The 16,002-nt window shown below is 70.5% G+C and carries 10 protein-coding genes; 5 read left to right on the top strand and 5 right to left on the bottom strand.

Going from position 1 to position 16,002, the window contains the following annotated elements; all coding sequences use genetic code 11:
* The first annotated feature begins 596 nt into the window (after window positions 1-596).
* The 3 genes from VF632_RS08690 to VF632_RS08680 all read left to right on the top strand — a co-directional run bounded on the left by VF632_RS08690 (window position 597) and on the right by VF632_RS08680 (window position 6,059).
* The gene (locus tag VF632_RS08690) at window positions 597-1,907 is read left to right on the top strand and encodes a hypothetical protein (protein WP_331022482.1); all 1,311 of its coding nucleotides are present in this window, start codon (window positions 597-599) and stop codon (window positions 1,905-1,907) included.
* On the top strand, window positions 1,904-4,195 hold the full coding sequence (locus tag VF632_RS08685; protein WP_331022481.1) for an Ig-like domain-containing protein: 2,292 nt from the start codon (window positions 1,904-1,906) through the stop codon (window positions 4,193-4,195). The genes VF632_RS08690 and VF632_RS08685 overlap by 4 nt, the downstream gene beginning before the upstream one ends.
* 301 nt (window positions 4,196-4,496) lie before the next feature.
* On the top strand, window positions 4,497-6,059 hold the full coding sequence (locus VF632_RS08680) for an Ig-like domain-containing protein (protein WP_331022480.1): 1,563 nt from the start codon (window positions 4,497-4,499) through the stop codon (window positions 6,057-6,059).
* A gap of 136 nt (window positions 6,060-6,195) precedes the next feature.
* Here VF632_RS08680 and VF632_RS08675 read toward each other — a convergent pair whose 3' ends face one another.
* From VF632_RS08675 to VF632_RS08665, 3 genes are all read right to left on the bottom strand, one after another.
* Window positions 6,196-7,950, bottom strand: a complete 1,755-nt coding sequence (locus VF632_RS08675) for a DUF885 domain-containing protein (protein ID WP_331022479.1) — start codon at window positions 7,948-7,950, stop codon at window positions 6,196-6,198.
* A 137-nt stretch (window positions 7,951-8,087) separates the two neighbouring features.
* Complete coding sequence (locus VF632_RS08670; RefSeq protein WP_331022478.1) at window positions 8,088-8,525, bottom strand: hypothetical protein; 438 nt, start codon at window positions 8,523-8,525, stop codon at window positions 8,088-8,090.
* Window positions 8,526-8,582: 57 nt separating this feature from the next.
* Complete coding sequence (locus tag VF632_RS08665) at window positions 8,583-9,749, bottom strand: hypothetical protein (protein ID WP_331022477.1); 1,167 nt, start codon at window positions 9,747-9,749, stop codon at window positions 8,583-8,585.
* 143 nt (window positions 9,750-9,892) lie between these two features.
* Here VF632_RS08665 and VF632_RS08660 point away from each other — a divergent pair, with 143 nt between their 5' ends.
* Window positions 9,893-12,577, top strand: coding sequence for a BTAD domain-containing putative transcriptional regulator (locus VF632_RS08660; protein ID WP_331022476.1), 2,685 nt, complete (start codon window positions 9,893-9,895; stop codon window positions 12,575-12,577).
* Here the strand turns inward: VF632_RS08660 and VF632_RS08655 are convergent.
* A complete protein-coding gene (locus VF632_RS08655) occupies window positions 12,507-13,205 on the bottom strand; it encodes a hypothetical protein (protein ID WP_331022475.1) in 699 nt (232 codons plus the stop codon). The genes VF632_RS08660 and VF632_RS08655 overlap by 71 nt on opposite strands.
* A gap of 260 nt (window positions 13,206-13,465) precedes the next feature.
* Window positions 13,466-15,010, bottom strand: coding sequence for a glutamine-hydrolyzing GMP synthase (gene guaA / locus VF632_RS08650; RefSeq protein WP_331022474.1), 1,545 nt, complete (start codon window positions 15,008-15,010; stop codon window positions 13,466-13,468).
* Window positions 15,011-15,248: 238 nt separating this feature from the next.
* On the opposite strand from guaA, the gene VF632_RS08645 reads away from it, so the two are divergent.
* The gene (locus VF632_RS08645; RefSeq protein ID WP_331022473.1) at window positions 15,249-15,989 is read left to right on the top strand and encodes a hypothetical protein; all 741 of its coding nucleotides are present in this window, start codon (window positions 15,249-15,251) and stop codon (window positions 15,987-15,989) included.
* The last annotated feature ends 13 nt before the right edge of the window (window positions 15,990-16,002 follow it).

Here is a 16,002-nt window from a genome sequence, read left to right as displayed (position 1 = left end):
CGCGGGCCGAAGGATCCAGCCTGGGGCACGTACAAACTGGGGCGCGGCAGCGGTCACCGTTGCCGAGGCCTCGGCTGCCGTGGGGCCCTCACCCCGCCGCGCTGACACGCGTGCGACCCTCTCCCACAAACAGCGTGGGAGAGGGGGTACACTTCGGGCTGGGGGCGTGTCCGGCGGAATCCGGTGCTCGGGCCGGCGCCCCCCCTCCCCAGCCCTTCCCCCGCAAACAGCCGCGGGGGAAGGGAGCCAGTCGAGCGCGCGCGGCCTGCCTTCGTGCAATCGAATTCTCCTCTCCCCCATGGGGTTTGTGGGGGAGAGGCCGGGAGAGGAGGGCGGCCCCAGCATGCGCCAGAGTCAGCCTGACCGCACGCTCTTCCCCTCGGCGCGTCCCCCCACCGGACCGCGATCACGTTTCCGAACCCTGCCGGTTCCTGCAACGCGCTGCTACAAAAACCGGCAGCGTGCCCGTCGCGAGGCATCGCGGAACCGGGAAAACGTGAGCAATGACGACCTTTTCCATCGGTCCTCGCCACGGAACGGCACGTGCCCTTACATCGGCCCATGACCGCAGCCGACTGCCCATCCATCGACCACGCGTGACCCAGCGAGCCCTGAAAATCGACGCCGCGCTGAAGGCCATCCCCGAAACGGATGACCTGGCGCACCTGCGCGCGGCGCTGCTGTCGGCGTCGCGTGCGGACGTCGGGCTGGAGTGGGGCTCGGCGGGGGACTACGCTACGATCGACATGCGCCTGGCGGACCCGGCTGCGCTGGAAGCCCAGATCGAAGAACTCGCGGACCGGGTGCGCCGCCGGGTGGAGCGGGTGATGCGCCACACCGTCCGCGCCCTGGGCGCCGTGGAACGCGGAGACGTAGCCGAAACCGCACGGCACCTGGTGGCGGCCGGCGAGGTGGAGGAGGGCGAGCGGCGGCTGCTCGCGGCCCAGCATTTCTATGAGCGCGCGCTGGAGTTCGGGCGCAAGCCGCGCGACCGCCGCGGTGAGGGCCTGGCGCTTCGCCGGCTGGGCCGCGTCGCCCGCGCGATGGGCGAGTGGGAGCTGTCCGCGCGGCGATACAAGGAGGGCTTCGAGGTGTCCGTCGCCCAGCGCGACGACGTGGGCGCTGTGGTGGCGTGCCAGGGGCTGGGAAACGTGCACGTGGACCAGAGCCGCTGGAGCGAGGCGCGCGCCTGGTACCTTCGCGGCGTGGAGCGCTGCCCGGCTCGCCCGCCCACCGTGGAGTACGTGCACCTGTGCGTGGGGCTGTCGGTGGTGGAACGCCGCCTGGGCGACCTGGATGCCGCGGCGGAGTGGCTGGCGCGCGGCGAGGAGACCGCGGAGGCGGGCCTGGGTGACGCGGTGATGGGGTTCGTGGACCACGCCTGGGGGCGCCTGCACCTGGCCCGCGGCGAGGCGGCCGAGGCCGAGTCCGCCTTTCGCCGTGCACTCGCGCGGGAGCTGGACCCGGTGGTCCGCGTGGCGGTGATGGTGGGGCTTTCCGAGCCCCTGGTGCGCCAGGGCCTCGCCGGCGAAGCCTTCACCATTGCGCGCGACGCCGAGGCGCTGGCCATCCACTCCGGCGCGGTGCTGAAGCTGCCGGACGTGTACCGGGCGCTGGGCGCCGCCGCGGCGGCGCGCGGCGACACCGAGGCGTTCCTGTTCTACGAGCAGGCGCTGGAGGTGTGCCGCGACCACGGGCTGCCGGCGTTCGAAGTGGCCGCGACGCAGCACCACTACGGAAGGTTCGAGGCACGGCGCGGCGATTTCGAGGCCGCGGCCGCCCGGCTGCGGGAGGCGCACAGGTCGTACGCGGAGATGGGCGCGGGGATGGAGATGGACGAAGTGGCGGAAGAGCTGGGGCGCATGGGCGCCGCGGTGCACGACAACGAACCGGGACACACGGTATGAGGATGATCGCGAGCGCGTCGGCGCTCCTCCTGGGATTGCTCGCCGCGGCATGCAATGGCGAAGTGGTAGGCGGCGGCCAGCGCCCCGCGCGCGTGGTGGTGGTGTCGGGCGACCTGCAGCGCGACACGGTGGGCAAGGAACTGGCGCAGCCCCTGGTGGTCCGCGTGGTGGACGAGCGCGACAAGCCGGTCAAGAACCAGCTGGTCAACTTCGTGGTGACCGCGGGCGGAGGGTCGGTGTTCGCGGGCTCCGCCCTCACCAACGGTCAGGGCGAGGCGCGCGAGCGCTGGACGCTGGGCACCGTGGCCGGCGACACGCAGCGGGTGGAGGCGCGCGCGGTGGACGCGGCCACGGGGCAGGCCATCGTCTTCGAAACCTTCCGCGCGGTCGGGGTTCCGGACGTGCTGGCCGGGCTCGCGGCCGTGGGACCCACCACGCGTACCGGAACCGCCGAAGACCCGGTGGCGGATTCCCTGGCCGTGCGCGCGGTGGACAAGCGCGGCAACGCGATCGCCGGCGTGCAGGTGCAATGGGCGGTGGTGGAAGGCGGCGGAACGCTGAATCCTGCCGTGTCGGCAACGGACGCAGGCGGAATCGCGCGGTCGTCCTGGACGCTCGGGCCCGCGGTGGGCAGCCAGGTGGCCCAGGCCACTGCCGCCGCCGGCGCACCCGTCAGTTTCACGGCGACGGCCGGGGCACTCCCCGCCGTCCGCGTCGAAATCAGCCCCCGTGCCCTGAGCTTCAGCTCTCTCGGGGTATCCGCCCCCATCACGGTGAATGCGTACAACCGCAACGGCGCTCCGGTCCCGGGAGTACCCGTGATGATCATCGCGGAGAACGCGAACGTCGTCGACGTCACCAGCCTGCCGTCCGTGGTTTCCAAGGCCGAAGGCACCACGCGGGTGATCGCCGCCATCGGGAACCTGCGCGACACCATCCCGGTGACCGTGCGCCAGGTAGTCGCGTCCCTGTCCGTGGAGCCACCGGGCGGCTTCGACGTGACCGTGGGGGGCGAGGCCCGGTTCGTAATCCGCCCGCTGGACGCGAACGGCCACTTCGTCGCCACTCCCGGGCTTGCCTTTTCCAGCTCGGCGCCGTCGGTGGCTACGGTGGATGCCACCGGCCTGGTGCGAGGGGTGGGCCCCGGCGCGGCGGAAATCACCATCACCGCCGGAACGATCTCGGTGAAGCGGCCGTTCCGCGTTCACCAGCCTGGACTCAAGGCGCTCGCCGTGGGCGCCGGAACCGACCACGCCTGCGTGAGCGACGACCAGGGCCGCACCCTCTGCTGGGGCCGGTTCCACGAGTCCGACGCCAGGCGGACGCCGGTCGCGGTGGGCGGGCCCCGGCTCGAGAAGATCGCCGGAGGGAACCAGTTCTCGTGCGGGCTGACGGGCAGCGGCGCAGCGTATTGCTGGGGACTGAACGGGGCCGGCCAGCTGGGCAACGGCTCGAAGACCGCGTCCAGCACGCCGGTGGCGGTGTCGGGAGGGCGTCAGTTCACCGAGCTCGCGCTGGGCGGGTACTTTGCCTGCGGGCTGACCGGCGACGGCCGCGCGTTCTGCTGGGGCGCCGGCGGCGATGGGACGCTCGGCAACGGGCAGTGGGAGAATGCCTCGACGCCGCAGCCGGTGAGCGGTGGCCACTCGTTCACGTCGATCGCGGCGGGAGACCATCATGCGTGCGGGCTCGTCGCCGACGGGAGTGCTTACTGCTGGGGCCTGAACATGTCGGGAGAAGTCGGTGTGGCACCGGACCGCTGCGTCACACCGACGCAGGACATCATCGGGCGGAGTTGCCACAACGCGCCTGTGGCAGTGTCGGGACAGGTGCGCTTCAGAACGCTGGCGCTGGGCTACGACACCTCCTGCGGCCTGGCCGCGGACGGGGCAGCGTACTGCTGGGGCAACAACTCGTACGGCCAGATTGGGATCGGGACGAAGGGCGGCGAGCGGACCACGCCGACGGCGGTAGCCGGGGGGCACACGTTCAGGTCGATCACCTCCGGCCTGTACACCGTCTGCGGAACGACCACGGGTGGCCAGGCTGTCTGCTGGGGCAACAATGGCAGTGGCCAGTTCGGGAACGGAACCCGTGACGAACCCGGCACCACCTCCGCGACGCCCGTAATCGTGCAGCGGGGGAGGCAGTTCGGCCAGCTGTCGATCGGGCGCAATCACGCGTGCGGCATTGCATCCGACGGCTTCGTCTACTGCTGGGGCGAGGGCTCGCTGGGCCATCTGAACGATCAGTCGCTGTACCCGCAACTGGTGATCGATCCTGGTTGATCACCTCGGTCGCGCCTGAATCAGAACGGGCCCGGAGCGAATCGCTCCGGGCCCCGTTCTCGTCCGCGCGGTCAGCCGCGTCGGGCTCACAGGTGCGATGCGATGCACGCCCGCACGTTCTCTTCGAGGACGGTAGCGGTACCGAGCTGGAGCCCAGCGCCACGTCGTGGATGGTGCGCAAGCGTGCGCCGCGCGCCTACATCTCGCCCTATGTCCCGAAGCACACGCTCCTTGATTTCTTTTTTCAGAAGGACTATTCTCGAATCAGGCCAGTTTTTTCCCTCCCGCCAAGAGGCGTCCCATGCAGCCCCGCCTTGCTCTCGTCGCCGCGGCCATGTTCCTGGCGGCGTGCGACATCCCCTCAGGCGCTGGCCACGGCCCGCCGACGCGGCTGTCCATCGTTTCCGGCGACGGCCAGCAGCAGACCGCGGGAAGCGCCCTTCCGGAGCCTCTGGTGGTGCGAGTCACCGATCCCTTGGGCCGTCCCGTTCCCGGCACACGCGTGTCCTTCCGGGCGGTTTCCGGGGGCGGCACCCTTGCGGAGCAGGCGGCCACGACCGATCGCGCCGGAAATGCGAGTGTCCGCTGGATTCTGGGGACCGTCGCCGCGGAACCGCAGCGGGTGAGCGCTCGCGTGCAGATCGAGGGGGCGGAGTCGCGTTCGCCGAGGCTGGCGGCCACCTTCGAGGCCGTCGCGCGCGCAGGTGATGCCGCCACGCTGTACGGGCCGTCCCCCGACGCGGTGCTTCTCGCAATTCCCGGCTCTCCCGTGCGGGACGGTCCTCACGTAACCGTGGTGGACCAGCATGGAAACGCGGTGGCGGGCGTCACGGTTACCTGGTCCGTGCTCTCCGGGGGAGGCACTCTCTCCGCCTCGTCCACGCAGACGGGAACCGAAGGCACCGCCACGGTCGCGTGGACGCTCGGCGCTTCGGGAGCCCAGGCACTTCAGGCGACGGCGGGAACGCTGGGCCCGGTCCGGTTCAACGCGCGCCTGCAACTCCCCTCCACCGGGCAACTCACCGGCCCCGACATGATGGTCGGCGGGCAGGTTGTGAAATGGCGTTTCGAGGTGCGCGATTATTCCAAGATCCCGATCCCGAACTTTCCCGTGGAGTGGGCGCTGGGTGGCAGCGGAGGCACACTAACCGCCGCCGACTCGCACACGGGACCGGACGGATGGGCCGAGGCAACGGTGATGATGAGCGAGCGGGGAAGTTTCACGCTGGATGCACGTGCCGGGGCCGTGGGGCGCTGGAGAGAGATCCACGTGAACGGCGGAATGTCGCTGGTAATCCTGAAAAAACGTGGGTCGCAGGGATACGCTAACTCTCATGCGGATGCCTCGGCACTCATCCGGTCCGCAGGGGGCGGCATCAGCGCCGCGCGCTTCACGCTCTCCGGGCGCAGCACGGCAATGAAGTTTCTCCCCCCGGATCCCTATAACGATCTGCCCTCGCATTGGTCTGGTTCAATAGCGGCCTACGATCTACCCATGGGGCACCTTCCAGCGCAAATCCTGGCGACGGACGCGAGTGGAAACATAGGGACGTTCTCATTCACCATATTGAATGAGACGGACCCGGTGGTCCGGTTCGTGGAACCGGCCAGTTCCAACGACACCGTGACCGCGACCGGCAGCCTGCGTGTCGTTGCTCGATGCGTCTGGTTCCAGGAATGCACGCAGCTCCAGGTCCGTGTTCCTCAGGACGCCCATTCAATAGAGCGCCAAGGGCCGTCCCAGGTGGCTTTTACCCTCGATTTACCACGCGGGCCTGCCACGGTGGGGGTGACGGTTACGTGGCATACCGAGAGCCGCCTATACGCGGGAATGCGCACACTGGTCGTGAAGGTGCCGCCGTGAGGCATTCCTGCCGCGCGGCGACGCTGGCAGCAGACGCGAGAAGGCCCCGGAGCAGTTCGCTCCGGGGCCTTCTCGCGCAACGCACTTTACAGCAACACCGGTGGGGCTTCATGCGGTGATGCGATCCTGGCCCCCGCTATCGCTCGGCCGCGATCCACGCACGGACGTTTTCCTCCAGCACCGTCAGGGGCACCGAGCCGGAGCCCAGCACCACGTCGTGGAACCGGCGCACGTCGAAGCGGGGCCCCAGCGCCGCCTGCGCCTCGGCGCGCAGCTCGCTGATCTTCATCTGCCCCGTCTTGTACGCCAGCGCCTGCCCGGGCCAGGCGATGTAGCGGTCTACCTCGTTGGTGATGTTCAGCAGGGTGAGCGCGCTGTTGGCGGCCATGAAGTCGATGGCCTGCTGCCGCGTCCACCCCTTCCAGTGCATCCCCGTATCCACCACCAGGCGGCACGCGCGCCACATCTCGTACGTCAGCTGGCCGAACTGGCTGTACGGGTCCTGGTAGAAGCCCGTCTCGTAGCCCAGCTGCTCGGCGTACAGCGCCCATCCCTCGACGAACGCCGTAAAGCTGGCGAACCGGCGGAACCGCGGCAGCCCCTCCAGCTCCTGCTGAAGCGCGATCTGCAGGTGGTGCCCCGGCACGGCCTCGTGGAACGACAGCGCCTCGATTTCGTACGTGGGCCGGCTGGGCAGGTCGTAGGTGTTCACCCAGTACGTGCCCGCCCGGGTGCCGTCGCCGGAGGGGCGCGAGTAGTACGCCGTGGTCGTACGCGGCGCGATGTAGGCCGGGATCTCCTTGATGCCGTACGGCATGCGCGGCAGACGGGTGAACAGGCGCGGCAGCTCGCCGTCCATGCGCTTGAGGACCAGCGAGGTGCGCTCCAGCAGCGCCTGGGGGGTGGCGACGTAGAATCGCGGGTCGGTGCGCAGGAAGTGGACGAACTCGGGGAAGGTGCCCGCGAAGCCGGTGGCGCGCATCAGCGAGTCCATGCGCGCGCGGATGCGGGCCACCTCGCGCAGGCCGGTCTCGTGCACCTGGTCAGGCGTCAGGTCCAGCGTGGTGTAGCTGCGCACCCGCTGGGCGTAGAGGGCGCGCCCGTTGGGCAGCTCCGACGCGCCGATGCCGCGGCGCGCACCGGGAACGTACTCGCGCTGGATGAACGCCAGGAAGTCGCGGTAGCCGGCGACGACCCCCTCCTGGATGGCCGCGCGCCCGGCCGCCGCCAGCCGCTCGCGGTCCGCCTGGGGCACGCCAGCGGGAAAGTCGGCGAAGGGGGCCCAGAGCAGGCTCTTCGTGGGGTCGTCTACGACGTGGGGCTGGATGGTTCCCTCGATCCCCTGCAGCGAGACGGAGGGAAGCACCATCCCGCGCCGGATGCCTTCGCGCATCAGGTTCACGTGGTCGGCCACCCACGGGCGAAAGGCGCGCAGCCGGGCGATGTAGTTCTCGTAGTCGCGGACGGTGGCGAGCGGTACGTTTTCGCCCAGTTCCGGGAACCAGGTGTGGAACCCCTCGCGGTTGGTGATGGGGACCAGGTGAAGCCCCAGCTCCACCTCCTGGATGGTCTCTTCCTTCTGGCGGGCGAAGATGTCGTAGTCGATGCGGGCGCCGGGGTCCAGCGAGTCGCGCGGGATGGCGCGCAGGCGCGCAAGGAACCGGCGGTTCTCCTCCGTCTGCCGCTGCACGTCGGCCAGGGAGGCGGGGTCCAGGCGGTCGTTGAAGCGCGTGTCGCCCAGGCCGGTGGCGAAGGTGGGGTTCTCGCGCAGGCGGAACTCCCATTCGTCGGCGAACAGCTGCTCCAGCCGCTGGGCCGCGGTCTGCGCGGAGGCGGGCTGTGCGAGCGTCGCGAGCGTCAGCGCGGCAAGGGTGGGGAGGAGACGGCGCATGGTTCTCGTGCGTGGGTGGGAGTGCCGGCTCGGATCGGGGAGAAGTTGCACGCGCCGCGCACCCGGCGCAACGCGGACGAGCCCGCGCCGCCGAAACGGCGGCGCGGGCACCGGCGCCGGGTCTGCGCCGGCCGCGGTCAGCCCGGCGGCGCGTCCAACTCGCGCGCCGCCTCGCCGGCCGCCATTGCCTCCGAGCCCGGCCAGAAGCCGATCCACGCCGGCACCCCGCTGACCCCCAGCCACGTCCACTGCTTGTCGTTGGCGGTCAGGCTCAGTTCCCGGCCCGCTACCTGGATCTTGAGGTAGCTCCCGTCGGTGTGGTAGGCGCAGCCGTCATGCCGGGTGCCGTTCAGGACCACGGTGCAGGTGCCGTGGTCGGACGCGTCGGGCATTTGGATGTCGACCGTGCCGGCGACCCTGTTCCCTAGCACGGTGGCGTCGCCCTGCAGCACCAGGTGCAGCGGCTGCGCCACCTGGAGCACGCCCGTCCCGATCTGCGGCGTGCGGTTCAGGTAGATGTCCAGCGGCATGCCATCCTGCGAGCCGCTCCAGATGAAGTTGCGAAGGTTGGCCACGATTGCGCTCCTCTGCGTGTGTGGTGGTCGGATGTGTGTGCGACGAGGAAACGTGGATCAGGCGCGCGCCATGTACACGCCGCCGAACGGCCGTCCCTCACTCTTGGCGACGGCGGCGACCTGCTCCTCCGTCATCCCGATCGTCAGGCTGGCGGGGTTGGTGACCTTGGTGACCTCGACCAGGGTGAGGTCCTGCGCCAGCGCGTCCACGGACTGCCAGTCGCCCCGGGCGCGCTCCAGGTCGTCGATGATCTCGTCCCAGTCGGCCTGGGCCTCGGGCCGGGCGTCCTCCAGGTCCACGATCATGGTGTGCAGCACCTCGCCCAGCGCCACCCAGCGCGCCTCCATGCGCTCCAGCGACGCCTGCACCCGCTCGTTGCGCTCCACGAACTCCTGAAAGGTCTTGGTCACCTGCTGAAGCTGGACGACCGCCTGCGCGTCGTCCGTCATCCGCGCGCTCTTGGCCGCGATTTCGGCGTTGGCCTGCTTCAGCTCGTGCGCGGTCAGCCCGATGCCCACGGAGCCGGCTGCGATGACGGCGGCGGCGGGAACCAGCAGCACCAGGCTGCCCCCGCCGGTGAACGGGGCCAGCGCCAGGCCCACGATGCCGATCACCACGCCGCCCGCCGTGGCCACCGAGAGCGCCGCCACCGACAGCCCCAGCACGCGCACCCGCTCACGCAGTGCCGTGATCGCCTGGTTGAGCGCCTTGATGTCCACCTGCTTGGTGGCGATGGTGCCCTCGGCCCGCTTCACGATGTCGTGGAACACCACCACGTGCCCCTTCAGGCGCAGCGTGTAGCCGTCCAGGTCGGACGCCAGCTGCTGTGAGTTGCCCGCGAAACCCGTGGCCACCATCTCCATGGTGCCGAGGCGGTTGCGGAACACCGCCAGGCGCAGCGCGTCGCCGGGGTTCTGCTTGAGCGCCCGCGCGTCGGCGAAGGCGGCGTTCAGCTCGTCCTTCATGGCGGCGGAGGTGCTCATGATCTGCCGCGGAACGTCGAACAGCCGCTGGTAGATGAGCTCCCAGGCCCCGATATCACTGCGGACCCCGCGCAGCTTCTCGGCATATTCGGCGTACCAGTCGTAGGTGCGGTCGCTGGGCAGGGCAACGTGGTACAGCGCGTTGGCGTACGCGCACACCTCCAGCACGTCGGTCTGGTAGGTGGCCACCTCCAGCTGCAGCTCGGGCGCATCCAGGCGAATGGCGGACAGCTTGGTCATGGGTCGATGCTCCTTGTAAAGCGTGGGTGTGGGATGCGGGAATCGCGATCCCGGTGAGTCCGGCGCCTTGTGCGTCACGGAACACGCGGCCAATTTGACCTGCCCGCTTCAACCCGCTGTCCCCCGTTCTTTCATTCCGCGCGTTGATTTCGCCCCCCGCTCCCGAGTTCACGCTTCAACTCCTTGGCAGCCCCGTACTTAGGGGCCGCGAGGGTCCGGTCACCGGGCGCGCGGCGCACAAGCGGCGCATTGCCCTCCTCGCCATCCTGGCCCTGGCGCGGGGCCGCGCCGTGGGCCGCGAGCGGCTGATTGGCCTGCTGTGGCCGGAGAACACCGCCGAGAGCGCGCGGCACAGCCTGTCGGAGTCGCTGTACGTGCTGCGCAAGGAGGTGGGCGAGGGGCTGTCTTCGTCGGGCGACGAGGTGCGGCTGGACCCCGCCATGGTGGCCAGCGACGTGGGCGAGTTCGAGTCGGCGCTGGAGGCGGGAAACCTGGAGGGGGCGGTGCGGGTGTACGCGGGCCCGCTGCTGGACGGCTTCTACGTGGCCGATGCCCCCGAGTTCGAGCGGTGGGTGGATGGCGAGCGCGACCGGCTGGCGCGCGCGTATGCCCGTGCACTGGAGCAGCTGGCCGATGCCGCCGAGGCCGAGGGAAGCGCGCTGCGGGCCGTGGACTGGTGGCGTGCGCTGGCGGTGCACGACCCGTACAGCTCGCGGGTGGCACTGCGGCTGGTGCGCGCGCTGGACGCGGCCGGCGAGCGCGCGGCGGCCCTGCGCTACGCCTCCACGCACGCCGCGCTGATGCGCGAAGAGCTGGGCGTGGACGACGACGCCGAGATGGAAGCGCTAGTGGAGCGCCTGCGCACGGACCCGGTACGCACCCCCGCGCCGCCTCCCCCGCCCCGCTTTACCGTGGGCGCGGCGGCGGCGACGGAAACCGCGCCGTCCGATCCGCCGCCTTTGTGGTCGATCGGGGGACCCACCGGCGCCCCGGCCCTGGCGTCAGCGGGGACCACGGACGCAACGGTGGATGTAACGGTTCCCGCGGATGCGGCGGAGGATGCAGATCGGCCCGTGCCCACGCCGGGCAACGAAGCGGGGGTCATCGACACGGATGCGCCGATCTCGACGATCGATCGCACCCCTCCGGTGATCGCTCCTTCGATGGACGGCGATGCCGCGCCGCCGCCGCCGGTTCGGCCACCCGCACGCCGGGCGCTGCCGCGGCTTGCGGGGGTGCTGGGGCTGGCGGCGGGGCTGCTGCTGGCACTGCTGACGCGGCGTTCGGAGCCGGCGCAGGCGCTCGCCGCCGACGACTCGTCCGATCCGCGCCGCATCGCCGTTCTCTACTTCGACGACCATTCGCCGGGAGAGGAGCTGCGCTACCTGGCCAGTGGCCTCACCGAGTCGCTGATCCACGAGCTCAGCCAGGTAGAGGCGCTGGAGGTCATCTCCCGAAACGGGGTGAAGCCGTACCGCGACCGCGCCGCCCCGTTCGACAGCCTGGTGGACGCGCTGCGGGTGGGCAGCGTGGTGGAGGGCAGCCTGCAGCGCTCCGGCGACAGCGTGTTCGTGACGGTGCAGCTGATCGACGCCGCCACCGAGGCGCACCTGGAAAGCCGCGTCATCGGCCGGCCCATGGGCGACGTGATGGCCCTTCAGCGCGCCGTGTCGCAGGAGGTGGCCGCGTCGCTCCGCCGGCGGCTGGGCCGGCAGGTGCGCCTGCGCCAGGACCGCGCAGAAACCGAGAGTGCCGATGCCCTGGCGCTGGTGCTGCAGGCTGAGCAGGTCCGCGACGACGTACGCAGCCTGGATACCCGGCGCCACCCGGTGGACGCGGGCTCGTGGCTTCGCCTGCTGGCCCGCGCCGATTCGCTGCTGGCCGGCGCCGAGGCGGCGGACCCGCGGTGGGCGCGCCCCAGGCTGCTGCGCGGGTGGGTGGCCATGGACCGCGCCGCCCGCGCCGGCTCGGAGCGTGCCGCGCTGGTGGCGCTGGCGCTGCAGCGCGCCGGGCAGGTGCTGGCGCGTGATCCAGGGGACGCGCGGGCGCTGGAGCTGCGGGGGTTCGCGGTGTTCTGGAGCGCGGTGCAGTCCGAGGGCGCCGCCGCCGACACGTCGCGGCTGGAAGGCGCCGAGCGCGACCTGCGTGCCGCGGTTGCCGCCGAGCCGTCGCTGGCCACCGGCTGGAGCCGGCTGAGCCAGGTGCTGCGCTACCGCGGCCGCCTGGCGGAGGGCGACCTGGCCGCGCGGCGGGCGCTGGAAGAAGACGCGTGGCTGGACGGCGCGGCCGACGTGCTTCACCGGCTGTACAGCAGCGGGGTGATGCTGGAGGACTACCGCGGCGCGGGCGAGTGGTGCGACCGCGGGCGCAGCCAGTTTCCCGACGACTGGCGCTTCACGGAGTGCCGGCTGACGCTGATGCGCGAGGACCGCTCGCGGCCGGCGGACCCGGCGCTGGCGTGGCACCTGGTGGAGGTGATGGAGCGCGTGGACCCGCCCGCCCGCGCCGCCGCCGAAGGGCGCGGCTACAGCTCCATCTACCGGCGGGTGGTGGCGGCGTCCGTGTCTGCGCGGGCGGGGGATGCGCAGCGCGCCCGGGCAGAGCTGGCCCGGGCGCGGCGCGATGCGGGAACCGACGAGGACCTGCGCCTGTCGCTGGCCTACGACGAGGCGTACGTGCGGCTGATGCTGGGCGAGCGCGCCCAGGCCCGGCGGCTGCTGGACGGGCTGGTGGCGGCCCGTCCCGCACTGGGCGGCTTCATTCGCCGTGACCCGCTCTTTCGCGATCTCTTTTCTTCGGCGGGAACTGCTCCAGCGGCGTCGCGCTGACCCCCTCCGACGAGGAGACGGCCAGCACGTGAAGCCCGGTCGCGGCCGGCTGCTGGCCATCCACCGTCACGTACTCCGACTTGGGAATGTGGGCGATGGCGAACGGCTCCGCGTCGTCGAGTACCACGCCGACCCGCTTCTGTCGCCCCCGGTTAAAGACGTTCAGCAGCTTGCCCACCACCTGCTCGGCCCGGTCGCCGGCGACCGAGGCGTAGTACGGAACCAGGAACTTCTCCACCGCCGACTCGCTCCAGAACACCGCGTCCGCGGCGGTCGGCTTGCCCCCTTTCGGCTTCTGGTTGTACAGGTCCAGCAGGTTCACCGCCCGTGGCTTCGTGGAGGCATCCCCGCCGCTGCCGGGCAAAATCACGGATTGCAGGGCCGCGGCATCCAGCTCGCCGCCGTGGGGGAGCATCCCCGATCCCAGGATGGCGACGTCCACCTGGGGCTCATGGGTCACCGCCGGGTTCTCGCACTCGATGACCACGGTGTACGTCTCCGGCTTGGGCTCTTCGTCATGCATCTTCCATCCTCGCTCGTTCACCACCAGCCAGAACTTCTTTCCGCGGACGCTGCTGGCGCACTCCGCCATCGCACGGAGCGCCTGGTAATCCAACGTGACAGCCATGGTGATTCTCTCCGATCGAAAGATGATGAGGGGGGCGGCGGCTGGTCCACGTCCGCCGCGGCGCACCGTTTCAGGGTGCGCGAGAAAGATGGCGCCGGCCCGTCAACCCGGCGTAGCAAGGCCGATCATCCACGAGGTTGAAAGCCGAAAATCTGCGCGGCGCCTGGGAAATTCGGGTGGATCAGGCGACTGGCCCCAACGAAGAACGCCCCGCCCGGGACCTCCCCGGGCAGGGCGTTTTCGCGGGCGGACTCACGTCCCTACTCCCACTCGATCGTCGCCGGGGGCTTGGACGAGATGTCGTAGCACACCCGGTTGATGCCGGTGACCTCGTTGATGATCCGCGTCGAAATCCTCGCGAGGACTTCGTGCGGGAACGGGTACCAGTCCGCCGTCATGCCGTCGCGGCTGGTGACGGCGCGCAGGGCGCAGACGTTCTCGTACGTCCGCTCGTCGCCCATCACCCCCACCGAGCGCACGGGGAGGAGCACGGCGAACGCCTGCCAGATGTCGTCGTACAGGCCCGCCGAGCGGATCTCTTCCAGGTAGATGACGTCGGCCTGGCGCAGGATGGCCAGCTCGCGCGCATCCACCGCGCCCAGCACGCGGATGGCGAGGCCCGGCCCGGGAAACGGGTGCCGCCCCACCATCTCCTCCGGCAGCCCCAGCTCGCGCCCCACCTGCCGCACCTCGTCCTTGAACAATTCGCGCAGCGGCTCGATCAGCGCGAACCGCATCTCCTCCTTCAACCCGCCCACGTTGTGGTGCGTCTTGATGGTGGCCGACGGGCCTTTGACGGACAGCGACTCGATCACGTCGGGGTACAGCGTTCCCTGCACCAGGTACTTTGCGTCGCCCCCCAGCCGGTCCGACGCGTCCTCGAACACGTCGATGAAGGTGTTGCCGATGATCTTGCGCTTCGTCTCCGGGTCCTCGACGCCCCTGAGCCGCTCCAGGAACAGCGCCGACGCATCCACCACCTCCAGCCGGATGCCCATGTGCGCGCGGAAGGTGCGCTCCACCATCTCGCGCTCCCCGTGCCGCAGCAGCCCCGTGTCGACGAAGATGCACGTCAGCTGGTCGCCGATGGCGCGGTGCACCAGCGACGCGGCGACGGACGAATCCACCCCGCCCGAGAGGCCGCAGATCACGTTGTCGGCACCCACGCGGGCGCGGATCTTCTCGATCTCGTTCTCGATGTACGACCCCGCCGTCCAGGTGGGCTCGCAGCCGCAGACGCCGAAGACGAAGTTGCCGATGATGTCGGCGCCGCGGACGGTGTGCGCCACCTCCACGTGGAACTGAACGCCGTACACGGGCCGGTCGTCGGCCGCGAACGCCGACCAGGGCACGTCGTCGGAGCTGGCCAGGCGGTGGTAGCCCGGGGGCGGCTGCACCACGTGGTCGCCGTGGCTCATCCACACCTGCGTGCGCTCGCCGGGGCCGAAGCCGGCGAAGATTCCCGCGGGCTCGTCGATGGTCACGTGCGCCCGGCCGTACTCGCGCCGGCCGCGCTCCACCACCCCGCCCTCCAGGAAGGTGATCAGCTGCATCCCGTAGCACACGCCCAGCACGGGAATGCCCATCCGCAGCAGCTCCGGCTCGGCCGTGGGCACGTCGTCGCCGTACACGGACGACGGCCCGCCGGAGAGGATGATCCCCCTGGGCGCCCACTCGCGCACCCACTCCAGCGAGCGGGTGGGCGGCTGGATTTCGCAGTACACGCGCTGCTCGCGGATGCGCCGCGCGATCAGCTGCGTGAACTGCGAGCCGTAGTCGATGATCAGGATGCGATTGGGATCCACGTGCCGCGCGCCTGAGGATGCGTTTGCCGATGGGGTGGGCCAAGATAGCCCGCGGGAACAGGCCCGGAAAGGAGCCTGGAGACCCGCGCCCCGGTGCCGCTCCGCCCGCCGTTCACGACGGTGATACTGTAGCAGATTGCACACTGCGGACGTTCGGCATGGAAATTCCACGGGCGAACTCGCATTGGGCAGGATGCCAGCGGGAGCGAGATCCCGCGGACGCGACTGAGAAGCGAGGATGAGGATGGGAACGGTGATGCGCGACGCGCTGTCGCTTGGCGGTGCCGCTCTGCTGGCCGCGGTTCTGGCCGCCCCCGTGGGGGCGCAGGAAGCAACCGTGTTCGCCACGGGCTCGGTGGACGGCAACGAGACGGGAATCGGGCTGCTGGGGGTGTCGGTGCGCGGGTCCGGCTTCGGCCTGAAGCCGGTGGGCGTGCTGCAGGGCTACTATCTCCAGTACACGGTTCCCGCCAGCCTCGACCAGGACAGTTCGGTGAACCTGATCGGGTTTCAGCCGCAGGTGGGGCTGGGGTGGTACGGGCTAGGCGGGTCCGTCGAGGCCCGTGTGGGCTACAACCTGGTCTCGGGCCAGGACGAAGGTGCCGAGGGCGACGACGTGCCGGTGGTCGAGGTAGAGGGCGGCGGCTCTGGCCTGACGACGACGCTTCAGGCGCAGACGTGGTCCACGCGGCCGGAGCTGTTCGGCTTGGCGACGTACAACTGGGGCGAGCATTTCCTCTATACCCAGGCGCAGGCCCTGGTGCCGCTTGGGCGCCTGGGCCTGGGCGCCGAGGCGGTGTGGCAGCAGCAGACCGGCGACGAGGGCGACTACCAGTCCACCTCGTTCGGCCCCGTGGTGCGGTTCGGGCTGAGCACCCAGTCATCCGTCAGCTTCGCCGGCGGATACAAGGACGACAACGTGCGCGACCCCACCTGGTACGCGCGCCTCACCTTCGTCCGCTGGGGCATCAGCTTCTGATCGCCGAAGTTCC

Source organism: Longimicrobium sp., from assembly GCF_036388275.1.
Lineage (GTDB): Bacteria > Gemmatimonadota > Gemmatimonadetes > Longimicrobiales > Longimicrobiaceae > Longimicrobium.
Note: the sequence above shows the minus strand (reverse complement) of the source record. Positions and strands in the feature narration are given on the sequence as shown.